The 16,148-nt window shown below is 64.1% G+C and carries 12 protein-coding genes; 7 read left to right on the top strand and 5 right to left on the bottom strand.

Annotated features, from left to right (window positions below; all coding sequences use genetic code 11):
* Positions 1–60 precede the first annotated feature (60 nt).
* Positions 61–2,997, top strand: a complete 2,937-nt coding sequence (locus tag BCV67_RS05525) for a TonB-dependent receptor plug domain-containing protein (RefSeq protein WP_062166821.1) — start codon at positions 61–63, stop codon at positions 2,995–2,997.
* 293 nt (positions 2,998–3,290) lie between these two features.
* Here BCV67_RS05525 and BCV67_RS05520 read toward each other — a convergent pair whose 3' ends face one another.
* Positions 3,291–4,406 (bottom strand): HDOD domain-containing protein, encoded by a 1,116-nt coding sequence (locus tag BCV67_RS05520; RefSeq protein ID WP_062166820.1) that lies wholly within the window; start codon positions 4,404–4,406, stop codon positions 3,291–3,293.
* A 161-nt stretch (positions 4,407–4,567) separates the two neighbouring features.
* Positions 4,568–5,113 carry an inorganic diphosphatase gene (gene ppa / locus BCV67_RS05515; RefSeq protein WP_057627806.1) on the bottom strand — a complete coding sequence of 182 codons (546 nt, stop codon included), beginning with the start codon at positions 5,111–5,113 and terminating at the stop codon, positions 4,568–4,570.
* Between the two features lie 730 nt (positions 5,114–5,843).
* Here ppa and BCV67_RS05510 point away from each other — a divergent pair.
* Positions 5,844–7,064, top strand: coding sequence for a hypothetical protein (locus tag BCV67_RS05510; RefSeq protein ID WP_062166819.1), 1,221 nt, complete (start codon positions 5,844–5,846; stop codon positions 7,062–7,064).
* Between the two features lie 47 nt (positions 7,065–7,111).
* Positions 7,112–7,780 carry a glutaminyl-peptide cyclotransferase gene (locus BCV67_RS05505; protein WP_062166818.1) on the top strand — a complete coding sequence of 223 codons (669 nt, stop codon included), beginning with the start codon at positions 7,112–7,114 and terminating at the stop codon, positions 7,778–7,780.
* 454 nt (positions 7,781–8,234) lie between these two features.
* Here the strand turns inward: BCV67_RS05505 and BCV67_RS05500 are convergent, their stop codons facing one another.
* Positions 8,235–10,262 (bottom strand): sodium-translocating pyrophosphatase, encoded by a 2,028-nt coding sequence (locus BCV67_RS05500; RefSeq protein ID WP_062166816.1) that lies wholly within the window; start codon positions 10,260–10,262, stop codon positions 8,235–8,237.
* A gap of 243 nt (positions 10,263–10,505) precedes the next feature.
* Here BCV67_RS05500 and BCV67_RS05495 point away from each other — a divergent pair, with 243 nt between their 5' ends.
* Positions 10,506–11,012 (top strand): hypothetical protein, encoded by a 507-nt coding sequence (locus tag BCV67_RS05495; RefSeq protein ID WP_062166815.1) that lies wholly within the window; start codon positions 10,506–10,508, stop codon positions 11,010–11,012.
* Between the two features lie 19 nt (positions 11,013–11,031).
* On the opposite strand, the gene BCV67_RS20605 is transcribed toward BCV67_RS05495, so the two are convergent.
* A complete protein-coding gene (locus BCV67_RS20605; RefSeq protein ID WP_257721453.1) occupies positions 11,032–11,163 on the bottom strand; it encodes a hypothetical protein in 132 nt (43 codons plus the stop codon).
* A gap of 497 nt (positions 11,164–11,660) precedes the next feature.
* Positions 11,661–12,917, bottom strand: coding sequence for a 6-phosphofructokinase (locus tag BCV67_RS05490; protein WP_062166814.1), 1,257 nt, complete (start codon positions 12,915–12,917; stop codon positions 11,661–11,663).
* A gap of 142 nt (positions 12,918–13,059) precedes the next feature.
* Between BCV67_RS05490 and BCV67_RS05485 the strand changes: the two genes are divergently transcribed.
* The 3 genes from BCV67_RS05485 (at position 13,060) to BCV67_RS05475 (ending at position 16,058) form a co-directional block, all read left to right on the top strand.
* Positions 13,060–13,623: an adenylate kinase gene (locus tag BCV67_RS05485; RefSeq protein ID WP_057627841.1), complete on the top strand. Its 564-nt coding sequence runs from the start codon at positions 13,060–13,062 to the stop codon at positions 13,621–13,623.
* Positions 13,624–13,953: 330 nt separating this feature from the next.
* On the top strand, positions 13,954–15,318 hold the full coding sequence (mpl, locus tag BCV67_RS05480; RefSeq protein ID WP_062171442.1) for a UDP-N-acetylmuramate:L-alanyl-gamma-D-glutamyl-meso-diaminopimelate ligase: 1,365 nt from the start codon (positions 13,954–13,956) through the stop codon (positions 15,316–15,318).
* Between the two features lie 131 nt (positions 15,319–15,449).
* The gene (locus BCV67_RS05475) at positions 15,450–16,058 is read left to right on the top strand and encodes an LON peptidase substrate-binding domain-containing protein (protein WP_062166813.1); all 609 of its coding nucleotides are present in this window, start codon (positions 15,450–15,452) and stop codon (positions 16,056–16,058) included.
* Positions 16,059–16,148 lie beyond the last annotated feature (90 nt).

The raw sequence follows: 16,148 nt of genomic DNA, 5'->3' as shown, positions 1-16,148 counted from the left end.
TTCAGGGGTGTTTAACACACCGCTAACTTTGTCGTTTGTTTTAGCTCTTTGGAGAGATTGATGAAGCTTCGTAATTCTGCAGTGCGGTTGGGCTTGCTCCCGGCCGGCATTGCTATTGCCTTGACCCCCTCTTTTGCGTCGGCGCAGGAAGCTGCTGCCGGTGCCACCACCCTTGATCGCCTGGAAGTCACCGGCTCGCGCATTCGTTCGGTAGACGTCGAAACCGCCCAGCCGATCTTCACTGTGTCCTCCGAGGACATCAAGCGTTCGGGCCTTGTCAGCGTTGGCGACATCCTGCAGAACCTGACCGTGTCGGGCACCCAGACCTTCTCCAAGGCTGCTGTGCTGGCATCCAACCCGGAGCAGGGTGGCCAGTACGCCAACCTGTACAACCTGGGTGAAATGCGCACCCTGGTGCTGGTCAACGGCAAGCGTTGGAGCTCCAGCCTGGCTGGCTTCACCGATATGTCGACCATCCCGAGCTCGCTGATCGACCGCATCGAAGTGCTGAAGGATGGCGCCTCCGCCATCTACGGCTCCGACGCGATCGCCGGCGTGATCAACATCATTCTGCGCAAGGACTTCGAAGGCGCTGAAGCTTCGGTCTATTACGGCCAGAACAGCGGCGGCGACGGTGCCAAGACCCAGTACAACCTGACGCTGGGCGCGGTTGGCGAGCGTTCGTCGATCATGCTGGGCGCTTCCTACACCAAGGAAGATCCGGTGTGGGCAAAGGACCGCGCGCTGACCCGTTACGGTTCCGGCCCGAACCACGCTGAAGACAGCCTGAGCCCGGCCGGCCCGTGGGGCCGTTTCACCGATCCGCGTGCCGCTGGCACCGCCGGCGCCGGCGCTTACAACTCCAAGGGCGTCTGGGTCCCGAACACCTGGGCGATCAACCACACGGGTTCGTGGGATACCCCGATTGGCGTGGGTGCTGATTCCAGCGACATGGCCAACTATCACCTGATCAACGGCGACGATTACTACAACGCCACCCAGCAGATGATGTTGAACCAGGGTTCGGAGAACAAGTCGGTCTTCGCCGCTGGCACCTACGACATCAACGACAACATGCGTTTCAAGTCGACGGTGATGTACTCCGAGCGTGACTCGAAGCGTCAGATCGCCGGCTACCCGCTGACCGGTACCTCGCAGAAGAACTTCCCGGTCGCACTGAGCAAGGACAGCCTCTACAACCCGATGGGTGTGGATATCCTGGGCTGGGGCCGTCGTATTTTTGAACTGCCGCGCACCAGCGAGAACAACGTCAAGTCGTTCCACTTCGACGCAGCCGTGGAAGGTACCTTCGACTTCAACGATCGTCCGTTCGACTGGGATGTGGGCCTGAACTACAACCAGTACGACGTCACCGAAACTGCACGCGGCAACATCAACCTGCTGGCCCTGCAGAAGGCCCTGGGCCCGTCGTTCATCAACAGCGCTGGTGTTGCACAGTGCGGCACGTCTGCCAACCCGATCGCATTGGGCACCAATGCGGCGCTGGGCCAGTGCACGCCGTTCGACGTGCTGGGCGGTGCTTCGGCAGCTACCCCGGAAGCACTGACCTACATCAACACCCTGCTCAATGCGACCTCGCAGAGCAAGAGCAAGCAGTACTTCGCCAACATCACCGGTGGTCTGTTCGACATGCCGGGCGACGCAGGTGAATTCGCTTTCGCTGCGGGTTATGAGCACCGCGAAGTCAGCGGCTACGACCACCCGGATGCATTGTCCTCGGCCGGTTACACCACCGACCTGGCTGCCGGCGCTGCGTCGGGCAAGTACAAGGCCAATGAGTTCTACCTGGAATTCATGATCCCGCTGCTCAAGGACCTGCCGGGTGCGCAGGAACTGTCGTTGGATGTCGCCAGCCGTTACTCGGACTTCGACAAGTTCGGCGACACCATCAACAGCAAGTTCAGCCTGACCTGGCGTCCGATCAACGACCTGCTGGTGCGTGGTACCTATGGTGAAGGCTTCCGCGCCCCGACCATGGACGACACCTTCGGTGGCGGTTCGCAGACCTTCGACAAGTTCACCGATCCGTGCGATGCGCAGTTCGGCATGCTGAGCGACGCCCGTGTTGCCGCACGTTGCCAGTCCGAAGGCCTGGCTTCGACCTACCGTCAGACCGATGCCGCCGGCAAGCCGATCACCGCACGTGACACGCAAGCCAATGCTGCGTTCCAGTCGGGCGTGGGCAACGACCAGCTGCAGCCGGAAACCAGCAAGACCCGCACCGTGGGTATGGTGTACAGCCCGAGCTATGTCCCGGGTCTGGATGTCTCGCTGGATTGGTACAAGATCACTGTTGATAATGTGATCACCGGCGTGTCCGCCAACTACGTGCTGGGCCAGTGCTACCAGAACGGTGTTGCGCAGTTCTGCGACCAGTACGGTCGTGATGCCACCACCGGTCAGGTCACCAGCCTGAGCCGTGGTAACGCAAACCTTGGCTCGCTGGAAACCGAAGGCTACAACTTCGGCGTCCGTTACCGCCTGCCGGAAACCGCCGTCGGTACGTTCGGCGTCAACCTCGATGCGAACTACCTGACCGCCTACCGTCAGCAGTCGACCAAGGGTGCCGAGTGGGACAACTACGCTGGTTACTGGAACTTCCCGCGCGTGCGTGCAACCCTGGGCCTGAACTGGGCAAAGGACACGCTGTCGGCTAACTGGGGCATGCGCTACTACGGCGGCTTCCGCGACTACTGCTACGACGATGGCGTGGAGTGCAACGAGCCGAACTACCAGACGCCGAACGGTGGCTGGGGCGGCGGTGAAGGTGCGAACAAGAAGGGTGCCATCGTGTACCACGACGTGTCCGTCACCTGGCAGGCTCCGTGGGATGGCAGCGTGACTGTCGGTGCCCGCAACGTGTTCGACAAGCAGCCGCCGATCACCTATTCGGTGACCAACAGCAGCGCTTCGCAGATCGATCCGATGCTGGACTACGACCGCTTCCTGTTCATCCAGTACAACCAGCGCTTCTGATCCATCGAAGCACTGTGATGCATGACAAAGGGTGGGCCGCAAGGCCCACCCTTTTTCTTTGCGTGGATCAGTGAAGACTGCAATCGCATCACGATCGGCGTGCAATCTCCCGCAACCCGCCCAGGCCGTAGCCCGGGTAAGCACAGCGCACCCGGGATCAGGCGAAACCAGGCATAACCGCAAAAAGCGGCAGCCTTCGCAAGGCTACCCGCGTTCGACCCGCACAAATGACAACGGCCGCAGATGCGGCCGTTGTCATTCAATTCCTGTCCCGCGAGTGCTGCAGGCCAGGCTCAGGCGTCGACGCTCAAGCCCATCATTTCATCGGCTATCGCGCGCCATTGCTCCAGCTTGGGCAGCACGCCGACATTGGCGAGGTACTGCTCGTCCACCGCCGTGCCGGAGGCCAGCGCGGTAGCCACGTGGACGGCACCGGCCACCCAGAAACTGCGCACGTTGGAGCGGCCCGGTTGCAGCTGGAAAGCGACGGCTTCGATGATTGGCATCGGCAGGCCCCACAGGCCCATCAGATAGGCGCCGGCTTCGGCATGGCCGGGACGGGTTTCTTCAGCGTCGGCCGGCTGGCGCTCGTCGCGCACGCCCGGCAGCAGCAGGCCGATGTCGGCCAGCAACGCCGCCGTCGAGCCCAGCTCGGCACTGGACGCCGGCAGCATCTTGGCGGCCAGGCGCGAGGCCAGCAGCGCCCGCGACTGCATCGCGTTGCGGTCGGGACCGGACATGCCCGGCAGCGCGAACACCTCGCTGGCCAGCACCAGATCCCGCAGCGTCGCCATGCCCAGCCGGGTCACCGCGCCGCGCAGGTCGGAGATCGCGCGGCCGTTGTTGAAGAACGCCGAATTGGACAGCTGCAGCACCTTGGCGGCGATGGCCGGGTCGGCCGCCACCAGCTTGGCGATTTCGGCCGCGTTGCTTTCCTCGTCGTCTTCCAGCGCATGCATCAGGCTCAGATACAGGTGCGGCGGCGAGGGCAGCTTCTCGATGCGGCCGATGGCCTGGCGCAGGCGCGGGCTGTCCAGCAGCTCGCGCAGCTCTTCCAGGCTGGTCAGCGCCTCAAGCAGCACTTCCGGCGGCAGCGGCAGCGGCAGGAAACGATGGGCCACGCCAATGATCCGTGCCGATGGCACGCGCTGGCTGTTGTCGCCATCGATCAGGGCGATGCGGATGGTTTCCGGGCGCAGGGTCCGGATCTGGCCGAGCAGGGTGGCCGGGGCCAGGTCGGGCAGTACCGGGGCCACGATGACCGCATCGATGGTTGCGGAGGACACCGCTACGATGGCGGCACTGCCGTCCGGGACCGACTCTACTTCCCACTCGTCGCCGAGATCGCCGATGTACTCAAGCAGCTCGGCCGACAGGCTGGCTTCGCCGCCGACTAACAGGATTCGCAAGACATTTCCCCTTGGACAAAACGCAAAATCCGAACAAAAAACAGGCCGGAAACCGGCCTGTCAATGTAGCTGCTCGCTGGCAAAGGGTCATGCCCTCTACTAGGAAAACGTGATGGTTGTCGCTGCGCAGGGCCCGGTATTACGACCGTACGCAGGGCCAATCAGACGTCCTGTTCCTGGGTAGCGAGGTAGCTCTTGTGTGCTTCGACCAGGATGCGCTTGGCTTCAGCAGCGTCGCCCCAGCCTTCGATCTTGACCCACTTGCCCTTCTCCAGATCCTTGTAATGCTCGAAGAAGTGGCCGATACGCTCCAGCCAGTGGCTGGACACCTGGGCGATGTCTTCGACATGGGCGTAGCCGCTGAAGATCTTGGCGACCGGCACGGCCAGGATCTTCTCGTCGCTGCCGGCCTCATCGCTCATCTTCAGCACGCCGACCGGACGGCAACGCACCACCGAGCCCGGGACCAGCGGCAGCGGCAGCACCACCAGCACGTCGGCCGGGTCGCCGTCGCCGCACAGGGTCTGCGGCACGAAGCCGTAGTTGCAGGGGTAGCGCATCGGGGTGGACAGGATGCGGTCGACGAACATCGCGCCGCTTTCCTTGTCCATTTCGTACTTCACCGGCTCCGAATCCTTCGGGATCTCGACGATGACGTTGATTTCTTCCGGCGGGTTCTTGCCCGGCGAGACCAGTTTCAGGCCCATTGCGCTGACTCCGAATCGTTGTTGGTTGAAAAAGAGGGCCATTCTACGCCCACGACTATTGCGGCGCACCAAACGATGGTGTGCGCAAGCTTGGGCGGTGAGGTGAACGGCGTCACGTCCGGGTAAATTCGAGAACGATTCGCATTACCGAAGTACCCGATCAGAGTGAGGCAGCTGCTTGGAGGGCGGGCTTCATGGGCTTGGTTCCGGGCATGTCTCGCCAACAGCCCTGGGCCTGCTGGCACTTCCGTGCAGGGCTGCCCCTCTGGAGACGGGCAGTGCCGAACCTGTACAGGTACAGGTACAGGTACAGGTGCGGCGGGGTGGCGCGCCAGTTGGTGCATCGGCGTATTCCGGCAGCAGGGACGTCCTTGCGCGGAACGGCTGACCAGTACCGCTGTTACGGGTGGAGCAGGCCGGCCCGAGCGGGGCCGCCTTTGGCCGTCGCAGCGCCTGCGGGCGGGCTGACAAGCCGGTGAAGACGATGCTTCGTTTGCCTCGTCGGCGGGGGCAGGCAGCGGCAAGCGTCTGCGAACATCTGGGGAACGGATTTCTCCGTTCGGACCAACAGGCGGAGAACAGCGGCTTTCGTTGCGGCTCTCCTGCGCCGCTCCTCTTCGAGGCATCAGCGCTGGCAGCGACTCGATCCCCAGATTGCCGTGGTCATTCATTGGATCCCGAATGGATGCAGCAAAGTGCATCGGTCGATGCGGGCAGGTAGCCTGCGCGCATGGATTCTCTTATCGCAGCCTCCGCCCGGGCTTTGGCCACCGGCGATGTGCTCACTGCCCTGCAACACGTTGCCTTGCGGGACGATCCGCCCGCGTTGGCGCTGCGTGGTATCGCCATGGCGCAACTGGGCGAGCTGTCGCTTGCACGCGACTTGCTGCGGCGCGCGCAGCGGAGTTTTGGTGCGCATGAGCTGGTCGCGCGCGCGCGCTGCGGCCTGGCCGAAGCCGAGGTAGCGTTGGCGCTGCGCGAACTCGGTGGCGCGTCCGAACCACTGTTGGCGATTGCCGCGCAGCTGGAGTCGCAGGGAGATACCGCCAATGCGTTGCAGGCCTGGTTGATCCTGGCCCGGCGGCTGCTGCTGCTTGGAAAACTGCAGGATGCCGCTGCTGCACTGGGCCGGTTGGAAGGCCGGCCGCTGCCGCCTGGTCTGGTGGCGATGAGCGAGCTGACCGCCGCCACACTGGCACTGCGCAGGCTGCAACCGCTGCAGGCACGGGCGGCGCTGGAACGTGCGCGGACGGCGGCTGCGGCGGCCGGTATCGCCGCTTTGCAGATGGAAGTGGAGCAGGCCTGCTTCAGATTGGATCAGCCGGCAGCGCGCTGCCTTGGCGGAGGCAGCGATGAGTTGCTGCGTATCGATCAGGTGCAGGTGTTGTTGGCCTCCGGTGCGTGCGTGGTGGATGGCTGCCGGCGCGGTGTGAGAGTGGGCAGCAGCTGGCAGTCGCTGGCAAGGCGCCCGGTGCTGTTCGCGCTTGTCCGTACCTTGGGCGAGGCGTGGCCGGGCGCAGTCGATCGTGATGTGCTGATCACCCGTGTGTTCGGCATGCCCCACAGCGACGACACCATGCGGGTACGGCTGCGGGTGGAAATAGGGCGCCTGCGCGGGCTGATCGCTGCACAGGCCGGTATCGAGGCCACGCCCACGGGATTCCGGCTGTCGCCGTGTGGTGCGATGCAGGTCAAGGTGCTGGCGCCGCCCATTGAAGGCGAGCAGGGCGCGTTGCTGGCGCTGCTGGGCGATGGTGCTGCCTGGTCCACCTCGGCCCTGGCCCTGGCTTTGGGCAGCAGCCAGCGCAACGTACAGCGGGCACTGGCGGAGCTGGAGGCCGCCGCACAGGTGCAGTCCAGCGGCCGCGGTCGTGCGCAGCGTTGGCGTTCGGTGCCGTTGAGCGGATTCACGACGATCTTGTTACTCCCCGCTGCGCTGCCGATTGACTAGTGTCGGCAGCAGGCAGCCAAACGCGGACATGCCAGGAGAATGCAGCGATGAACAGTCAAACCTTGAATCCGACCGGGGCCGTGCAGAACGTGCATCCAGCCGAGGTGCTACGCGAATACGGCCCCTTCGCAGGCTCGAACACCATCAACGGGGTCAGTTTCGATGGCCGCAATGTCTGGGCGGCGACCGGTGCGGCGCTGGTGGCGTTCGACCCGAGCAATGGCAAGCCGGTGCATACGCTGGCCGTTCCGTGCGATGCCGGCACGGCATTCGATGGCACCCACCTTTGGCAGATTGCCGAAGCACGCATCGACAAGATCGATCCACGTAGTGGTGAGGTGCTGGCTTCGATTCCAGCGCCGGGCGCAGGCACGGATTCGGGCATGGCCTGGGCCGAAGGCAGTCTATGGGTGGGGCAGTACCGGCAGCGCAAGATCCACCAGATCGATCCGGCCAATGGCGCGATTCTGCGCACGATCGAGTCGGACCGTTTCGTCACCGGTGTGACCTGGGTGGATGGTGCGCTCTGGCATGCCACTGGCGAAGCCGGGCAGAGTGATATCCGTCGCCTGGAGGTGGCTACCGGCGAGGTGTTGGAGCGCCTGCAGATGCCGGGCAACATCAGTGTCAGCGGTCTGGAATCGGATGGCGGCGAGTTGTTTTACTGCGGTGGCGGCGATGACGGCCGGGTGTATGCGGTGAAGCGCCCGCGTTGAGTGGTGGTCTAGCAGACCAGCTTTACTGGTGGCTGACTTCGCTTCAGCTTCGCGGCTTACGCCGCTCCCACAAGTGCTGCTCACCGTTGGACGGCTCCGCGCACCTTCCGGCCTCTCCACCGCTGGATACAAGAGCCCCTCTCCCGCATGCGGGAGAGGGGTTGGGGTGAGGGCAGCTTTTCGCTGTTAGCGTGGATTACAGCAGTGGCACCAATAGCAACGCCACGATATTGATGATCTTTATCTGCGCCTGCGGCGCCCCCATCCCGTTCCCTTCCCCCGCAGGCGGGGGAAGGGCGAAGGTGCCGTGTGCAATCGGCTTCGATCAGCGCAATGGCACCAGCAGCAACGCGACAATATTGATGATCTTTATCTGCGCCTGCGGCGCCCCCCATCCCGTTCCCTTCCCCGCGAGCGGGGGAAGGGCGAAGGTGCCGCGCGCAGCAGGCTTCGATTACAGCAATGGGACCAGCAGCAACGCGACAATATTGATGATCTTTATAAGGGGGTTGATCGCCGGCCCCGCCGTGTCCTTGTACGGATCGCCGACCGTATCGCCGGTCACCGCTGCCTTGTGCGCTTCACTGCCCTTGCCGCCGAAGTGACCATCTTCGATGTACTTCTTGGCGTTGTCCCAGGCGCCGCCGCCGGTGGTCATCGAGATCGCCACGAACAGGCCGGTCACGATGGTGCCGATCAACAAACCACCCAGCGCCTTCGGCCCCAGCAGCAGGCCAACCACCACCGGCACTGCGACCGGCAACAATGACGGCACGATCATTTCCTTGATCGCCGACCGCGTCAGCATGTCCACCGCCTTGTGGTATTGCGGCTTGGCGGTGCCCTGCATGATGCCGGGGATGTCGCGGAACTGGCGGCGGACTTCTTCCACCACCGCGCCAGCCGCGCGGCCCACCGCTTCCATCGCCATCGCGCCGAACAGGTAGGGAATCAAGCCGCCGATCAGCAGGCCGATGATCACCGTGTGGTCGGACAGATCGAAGGCGAAGGTTTCACCCGGATGCGCTATCTGCAGGTTGTGGGTGTAGTCGGCGAACAGCACCAGCGCCGCCAATGCCGCCGAACCAATCGCATAGCCCTTGGTGACTGCCTTGGTGGTATTGCCCACCGCATCCAGCGGATCGGTGATGTTGCGGATTTCCGGCGGCAGATCGGCCATTTCGGCGATGCCGCCGGCGTTGTCGGTGATTGGCCCATAGGCATCGAGCGCGACGATCATGCCGGCCATCGACAGCATGGCGGTTGCGGCGATGGCGATGCCGTACAGGCCACCGAAATGGAACGCCGACCAGATTGCAGCGCATACCGCAATCACCGGCAGCGCGGTGGATTTCATCGATACACCGAGGCCGGCGATGATGTTGGTGCCGTGACCGGTGGTCGACGCCTGCGCCACGTGCTGCACCGGCTTGTATTGGGTGCCTGTGTAGTACTCGGTGATCCACACGATCAGGCCGGTCAACACCAGTCCGATCAACGCGCAGATGTACAGGTTGGTGGCGCCGTGGCTGGAGTCAGCCATCAGCTGCGTGGTCACCGGCCAGAACGCGATGGCCGCCAACACGCCTGAGACGATCACGCCCTTGTACAGCGCACCCATGATCGAGCCGCCAGCTTTCACCTTGACGAAGAACGCACCGATGATCGAGGCGATGATCGATACGCCGCCAAGCACCAGCGGATACAGCACCGCGTTGCGGCCAACCTCGGCCATCATCATGCCGCCCAGCAGCATGGTGGCGATCACCGTCACCGCATAGGTCTCGAACAGGTCTGCGGCCATGCCGGCGCAGTCGCCGACGTTGTCACCGACGTTGTCGGCAATCACTGCCGGGTTGCGCGGGTCATCCTCGGGAATGCCGGCTTCTACCTTGCCGACCAGATCCGCGCCGACGTCCGCACCCTTGGTGAAGATGCCGCCGCCCAAACGCGCGAAGATCGAGATCAGCGAGCTGCCGAAGGCGAGCCCGACCAGCGCGTGCAGGTTGTCGGCCTGGCTCAGGCCCATGCGTTGCAGAATCAGGTAATAACCGGCCACGCCGAGCAGGCCCAGGCCCACCACCAGCATGCCGGTGATGGCGCCGCCACGGAAGGCGACATCCATTGCCGCGCTCATGCCATTGCGCGCAGCCTCGGCGGTGCGCACGTTGGCGCGTACCGACACGTTCATGCCGATGTAACCGGCGGCACCAGAGAGCACGGCGCCGATCGCAAAACCAATCGCCGTATACCAGCTGAGGAAAAAGCCGACCAGCACGAATAACACCACGCCGACCAGGGCGATGGTCAGGTACTGGCGGTTGAGATAGGCCCGCGCGCCTTCCTGGATGGCGGCGGCGATTTCCTGCATGCGGGCATTGCCGGCAGGTTGGCGTAGGACCCATTGGGCCGAGATGATGCCGTAGACGATGGCGACAGCGGCGCAGACCAGCGAAAGCACAAGACCGTACTGTTCGAGCATGACCCCTCCAGCGTTGGTGGATGCCATCCAGCCGTGGATGAAGCGGGGACACGCCGGGTAGATCGAAGCACTGGAACAGACCCGGGCCGCATGCGGCTGTGGTACGTGTCGCTGTGTTCAAACACTCTGAGGCGGCCCGAGTATGACTGGCAGCTGTCTCCACCGCCAGCGGCTGCCTTCTTGCCGCGCCGTTCAGTGGGGCCGTGGCAACGTCGGCCACCTGTTCAACTGGAAGCGCTGCCGATGAAAACCCTGCTGGTCCTTGCCGTTGCGGCCATGCTGCCGTTGCCGTTGTGGGCGGCTACCGCCAAACCCGAGATCGAGCGCCCGGCAGCCACGGCGCAGGCAACAGGCGCTGTGCACACCGTGCGGCAGATTCCCGAAGCCTGTACCCGCATCGAAGGCCGCTTTACCGGTACGGCGGCGCAGCCATACGACATGCAGCTGGTGCGGACCAGCGCGCAATGCCAGCCACGCGCGGTATTTCTGGATGCCGGCAAGGTCAATCCCAGCGAAGCGGGTGGTTGGAAGCTCAACGAAGTGGCGCGCATTCCCTCGGCTAGCTGCAGTTCGCAGCACGCAGTGATCGAGGTCTGGCGCAAGCCGGCCGGGCAGCAGGTGGCACTGGATGGGCAGGGCCAGAGCCGCGTCTATCTTGAAGATGCCAAGGCGCAGGCGGCGGCGGGTCGTCTGGCGGCGTTGCCGGCGTATTCGGCCAAGCTTGAGATGCAGGGCACGCCTTGTCGGTGACGGCCGTGCTCAACCGGTTTCAGCGTTGTTGCGCGTTGCCGGTTGTTCCACCGTCGTGCCCGGCAAGCTGCTGACCAACGCGGTAACCCGCAGCGGCGAGTACGCAGACGGCGAAAAATCCAAGCATCCCGATCAATATCTTGCGGAACATGGCGCACACGCCTGCGTGGAGATTTTGGGCGGAGGATGCGCCGCCCGATGCGGCGGCACACCTGTCTGAAGTCATGGCCTGCACGTGGACCTGTAGAGCCGAGCCATGCTCGGCTGGGGCGTTACCGGCAAAGCCTCACCTGTAGAGCCGAGCCATGCTCGGCTGGGGCATTCCCCACAATCCGTCACCGCGGTGTGGGAGAGGCATACGCCGCGAAGCGCGCACTACGCGAAGGCCTCAAAAGCTACCCCTCCCCAGCCCTCCCCTACGCCTTCGGCGCAAGGGAGGGAGCGTAGAGCCGAGCCATGCTCGGCTGGGGCTTCACCGGCAAAGCCTCACCTGTAGAGCCGAGCCATGCTCGGCTGAAGCTTCACCGGTAAAGCCTCTGCCGAGCATGGCTCGGCATTACATCGAGCAGCAGCCTCTGCCGAGCACGGCTCGGCACTACAGTGCAGCATCAGCCTCTGCCGAGCATGGCTCGGCACTACATTGCGGCGTCAGCCTTCCCAGCTGGGCAGCTTCTTGGCTACTGCCACGTTCTTCAGCGTCACGTACTTGGGCAGGCCATCACGGCCATACGGCAGCGGTGCTTCACCGCGGATCAGCGGCTGCAGGTAGCGGCGCGCCTTCTCGGTGATGCCGAAGCCATCCTTGCGGATGAAGCCGGCCGGCATCTTCTTCTCGTGGTTGGCCACCTTGGACAGCGGCGCGGCTTCGATCTTCCAGCGATAGGGCACGTCCGCGCTGCGCACGATCACCGGCATCACCGAATTGTGTCCCTTCAGCGCGAACTGCACCGCCGCCTTGCCTACCGCCTGCGCCTGTTCCCAGTCGGTCTTTGAGGCGATATGCCGTGCCGAGCGCTGCAGGTAGTCGGGCAGGGTCCAATGCACCTTGTAGCCGAGTTTGGCCTTGACCTTGCCGGCCAGGTAGGAGGCCACGCCGCCGAGTTGGGTGTGGCCGAAGGAGTCCTTGACCCCACCGGCATCGGCAACGAACTGGCCGTCAGCGGTATGGATGCCTTCGCTGGCCACCACCACGCAGAAGCCGACCTTCTCCACCACCTGTTTCACCTTGGCCAGGAATACCGCCTCGTCATAGGCGCGTTCGGGCAACAGGATGATCTGCGGTGCATCGTCGGGGTTCTCTCCGGCCAGGCCAGCGGCTGCGGCCAGCCAACCGGCGTGGCGCCCCATGGCTTCGTAGATGAAGACGCGGGTGGAGGTTTCGGCCATGGCCGCCACATCCAGCGCCGCCTCGCGCACCGACACCGCGGTGTACTTGGCGGCCGAGCCGAAGCCGGGGCAGGTGTCGGTCACCGCCAGGTCGTTGTCGATGGTCTTGGGCACGCCCACGCAGGTCAGCGGATAGCCATATTCCTTGGCCAGCTGCGAAACCTTCAGCGCGGTATCGGCCGAATCATTGCCGCCGTTGTAGAGGAACCAGCGCACGTCATGCGCCTTGAAGACCTCCAGCAGACGCTCGTACTTGGCGCGGTCTGCGTCCAGCGACTTGAGCTTGTAACGGCACGAGCCGAACGCCCCGCCCGGGGTGTGGGCGAGGGCGGCGATGTTGGCAGCCGACTCCTTCGAGGTGTCGATCAGCTCCTCGCGCAGCGCGCCGAGGATGCCGTTGCGGGCAGCCAACACCTTGATTTTCTTCGATCTTGCTTCGGCGATGACGGCCGAGGCGGTGGCATTGATGACGGCGGTGACGCCGCCGGACTGCGCATACAGCAAGGTGCCTTGGGACATGGGCAATACTCTCCAGATCGGGGGACATTCCGGGACATTGGCCGGATGCGGTAAGCTGCACATATTGCGGTGCAGCGTGAATCGGCCCATGAGTCTAACGCCGCTGTCCGTCCCGTTTACTCAAAACATATGGGAGTCAGGAATGCGATTGGTTCTGTTGGGACCGCCCGGTTCGGGCAAGGGCACACAGGCAACGAGCCTGAAGGAACAACTGCAGGTTCCGCACATTTCCACCGGTGATCTGCTGCGCGCCGAAGTGGCCGCCGGCACCGAGCTGGGCAAGCAGGCCAAGGCGGTGATGGATGCCGGCAACCTGGTATCCGACGACATCCTGCTGGGCATGCTGGAATCGCGCCTGTCGCAGGCCGACACCGCCAAGGGCTTCATCCTGGACGGTTACCCGCGCAACGTGGCCCAGGCCAATGCGCTGGGCGAGTTGCTGGCCAAGTTGAACCAGCCGCTGGACGCCATCGTGCAGCTGGACGTGCCGACCGAACTGCTGGTCGAGCGCATTGCCGGCCGCGCCCAGGAACAGGGCCGCGCCGACGACAATCCGGAATCGGTGCGTCAGCGTCTGCAGGTCTACAACGATTCCACCGCGCCGGTGATCGACTTCTACGCCGCCAAGGGCACCCTGGCCCGCGTCGATGGCGTGGGTGCGCTGGACGAAGTGCTGGCCCGCATTCTGGCGGCGATCAAGCGCTGAGGATGCCGCGCTGTGGCGGGTGACCGTCGCAGCGCACAGCGGCCTGGCAGCTCAGGCCGCCGCACATACTGAAACGCCCGGAGCCATGAGCTGGATCCGGGCGTTTCGTTTGTAAAAGCCAGCTAAGGGCGTGCTCACGGCCCCATCAGCATGAGCTCCCTGGGGATGGCCTCTTGGGGAGTAGGACCTGAGGGATACTGAGGCTGGCGTCACGTATTTTCACTGTGAATCGCGTGTGACGGTATCGGGGAATCCCCTACATGCGTTAGGGGTACACCTACACGACCTCAGGCTTACCCCTTGGCGGCGCGCATCGGCGACAATCTGCGGATGAGCAAGATCCATATTCTCGGCATTGCCGGCACTTTCATGGGCGGTGTGGCCGCCTTGGCCCGCGAACTCGGTCATCAGGTCGAAGGCAGCGATCAGGCGGTGTATCCGCCCATGTCCACCCAGCTGGAAACGCTGGGAATTTCGCTGTCGCAGGGCTATTTGCCCGGCAATATCAGTGCTGATTGCGACGAAGTGGTGGTTGGCAACGCGCTGTCGCGCGGCAACCCGGCGGTGGAAGCGGTGCTGGATTCGGGGCGCCGTTACACCTCGGGCGCGCAGTGGCTATCCGAGCAGGTACTGCCCGGCCGCGACACGCTGGCCGTCGCCGGTACCCATGGCAAGACCACCACCACCACCATCCTGGCCTATCTGCTGCAGGCGACCGGGCGCGAGCCGGGCTTCCTGATCGGCGGCGTGGCCGAGGATTTCGGGGTGTCGGCGCGCTTGGGAACGGGGCGCGAATTTGTTGTTGAATCCGACGAATACGACACCGCGTTCTTCGACAAACGCAGCAAGTTCGTCCACTACCGGCCGCTGGTTGCCATCCTCAACAATCTGGAATTCGACCACGCCGACATCTTCCCGGACGTGGCCGCGATCCAGCGCCAGTTCCACCATCTGGTGCGGACCGTGCCGGGCCGTGGTCGCCTGATCGTCAACGGCGAAGACAAGCACCTGGCCGAAGTGCTGGCGATGGGCTGCTGGACGCCGGTGGAGCGCTTCGGTTTCGATCACGCGCTGGAATGGAGCGCTCGGCTGATCAATGCGGACGGCAGCGCGTTCGCAGTGCTGCATCGGGGCACCGAAGTGGCGAGGGTGGAATGGTCGCTGCTGGGCCGGCATAACGTGCTCAATGGCCTGGCGGCGTTGGCCGCCGCGCACGCGGTTGGCGTTGATGTGGCCAGCGTCGCGCCTGCGTTGGCGGGCTTCCATAGCGTCAAGCGGCGCATGGAGGTCATCGGCCAGGCGCAGGGCGTGACCATCTATGACGACTTCGCCCATCACCCCACCGCCATCCACACCACGCTGGAAGGCCTGCGGGCCAAGGTGGGCGATGCCCGCATCGTGGTGGCGATGGAGCCGCGCAGCAATTCGATGCGGCTGGGCGCGCATTCGCAGGCCTTGGCGCCGTCGTTGGATATCGCCGACGCGGTAGTGTTCCTGGCCCGACCGGAGCTGCCCTGGGATGCGGCCAAGGTGATCGATGCGGTGCGTGGTGATGCACAGGCCGTCGCCGATACCGATGCATTGCTGGTCAAACTCGGTGATGTCGCGCGTGCAGGCGACCACGTGGTGTTCATGTCCAACGGTGGTTTTGACGGCGCGCCGCGGCGTTTCCTGGCGCAGCTGCAAGGCGGCTGACGCGACGTGCTTGAAGCCGGGTTGCATGCAGCCCGGCACTGCGGTGAGTGCAGTGAAGCGGGCGATGAATTGTCGGCACAGTGCGGTGGAGTACCATCGGGACTGTCTGCCGAATATCTGTAGTTGCCCGCATGATGCAATCGCCAAGCCTTGCCTTGTTTCCCCTGCACGCGGTGTTGTTGCCCGGTGCCACCTTGAGCCTGCGCGTATTCGAGCCGCGTTACCTGGATCTGGTGCGCGAATGCGGCCGCAACGGCAGCAATTTCGGTGTCTGCCTGATACTTGAGGGCGAGGAAGTCGGCACGCCGGCGACCCCGGCTGCCTGGGGTGTGGAGGCCGTGATCGAGGATTTCGATGTGGGCGCCGATGGCGTGCTGGTACTGCGCCTGCGCGGGGCACGCCGCTTCCATGTGGAGGCGACCCATGTGCGTGACAACGGCCAGGTGATGGCCGAGGTGCAGTGGTGCGAGCGCGACAGCGACGACGAGTTGCAGCCCGAGCACGGCCTGCTGGGCACCCTGCTGGAACACATCCTTGAACAGGTTGGCGGTGAGTACGCGGCGGCCGGCCCGGCGCAATTGGATCAGGCCGCTTGGGTAGGTTGGCGCTTGGCCGAACTGCTGCCGCTGCGCGAGACCCAGCGCCTGCAGCTGCTGCAGGAAAACGACCCGCGCGAACGCCTGAATCGCCTGCTGGAATGGATCCCAGAGTTCGATGTGCCTATCGAAGAAGATCTTTAGCGCAGCCTTGCTGGGCGCTGGTTGAGGGAGCTGTTGTGATTGCAGTTTGTTTGTAGGAGCGGCGTAAGCCGCGAAGCCTGGATATCGCCA

Origin of the sequence: Stenotrophomonas nitritireducens (genome assembly GCF_001700965.1) — a bacterium.
GTDB classification, from domain to species: Bacteria; Pseudomonadota; Gammaproteobacteria; order Xanthomonadales; family Xanthomonadaceae; genus Stenotrophomonas; species Stenotrophomonas nitritireducens_A.
This window is presented reverse-complemented; position numbering and strand designations above follow the sequence as displayed.

Coding starts and splice junctions, on each gene's coding strand:
- BCV67_RS05525 (WP_062166821.1), top strand. CDS start 61: ATGAAGCTTCGTAATTCTGCAGTGCGGTTGGGCTTGCTCCCGGCCGGC.
- ppa (WP_057627806.1), bottom strand. CDS start 5,113: ATGGGCCTGAAACTGGTCTCGCCGGGCAAGAACCCGCCGGAAGAAATC.
- BCV67_RS05510 (WP_062166819.1), top strand. CDS start 5,844: ATGGATTCTCTTATCGCAGCCTCCGCCCGGGCTTTGGCCACCGGCGAT.
- BCV67_RS05505 (WP_062166818.1), top strand. CDS start 7,112: ATGAACAGTCAAACCTTGAATCCGACCGGGGCCGTGCAGAACGTGCAT.
- BCV67_RS05500 (WP_062166816.1), bottom strand. CDS start 10,262: ATGCTCGAACAGTACGGTCTTGTGCTTTCGCTGGTCTGCGCCGCTGTC.
- BCV67_RS05495 (WP_062166815.1), top strand. CDS start 10,506: ATGAAAACCCTGCTGGTCCTTGCCGTTGCGGCCATGCTGCCGTTGCCG.
- BCV67_RS20605 (WP_257721453.1), bottom strand. CDS start 11,163: ATGTTCCGCAAGATATTGATCGGGATGCTTGGATTTTTCGCCGTCTGC.
- BCV67_RS05490 (WP_062166814.1), bottom strand. CDS start 12,917: ATGTCCCAAGGCACCTTGCTGTATGCGCAGTCCGGCGGCGTCACCGCC.
- BCV67_RS05485 (WP_057627841.1), top strand. CDS start 13,060: ATGCGATTGGTTCTGTTGGGACCGCCCGGTTCGGGCAAGGGCACACAG.
- mpl (WP_062171442.1), top strand. CDS start 13,954: ATGAGCAAGATCCATATTCTCGGCATTGCCGGCACTTTCATGGGCGGT.
- BCV67_RS05475 (WP_062166813.1), top strand. CDS start 15,450: ATGATGCAATCGCCAAGCCTTGCCTTGTTTCCCCTGCACGCGGTGTTG.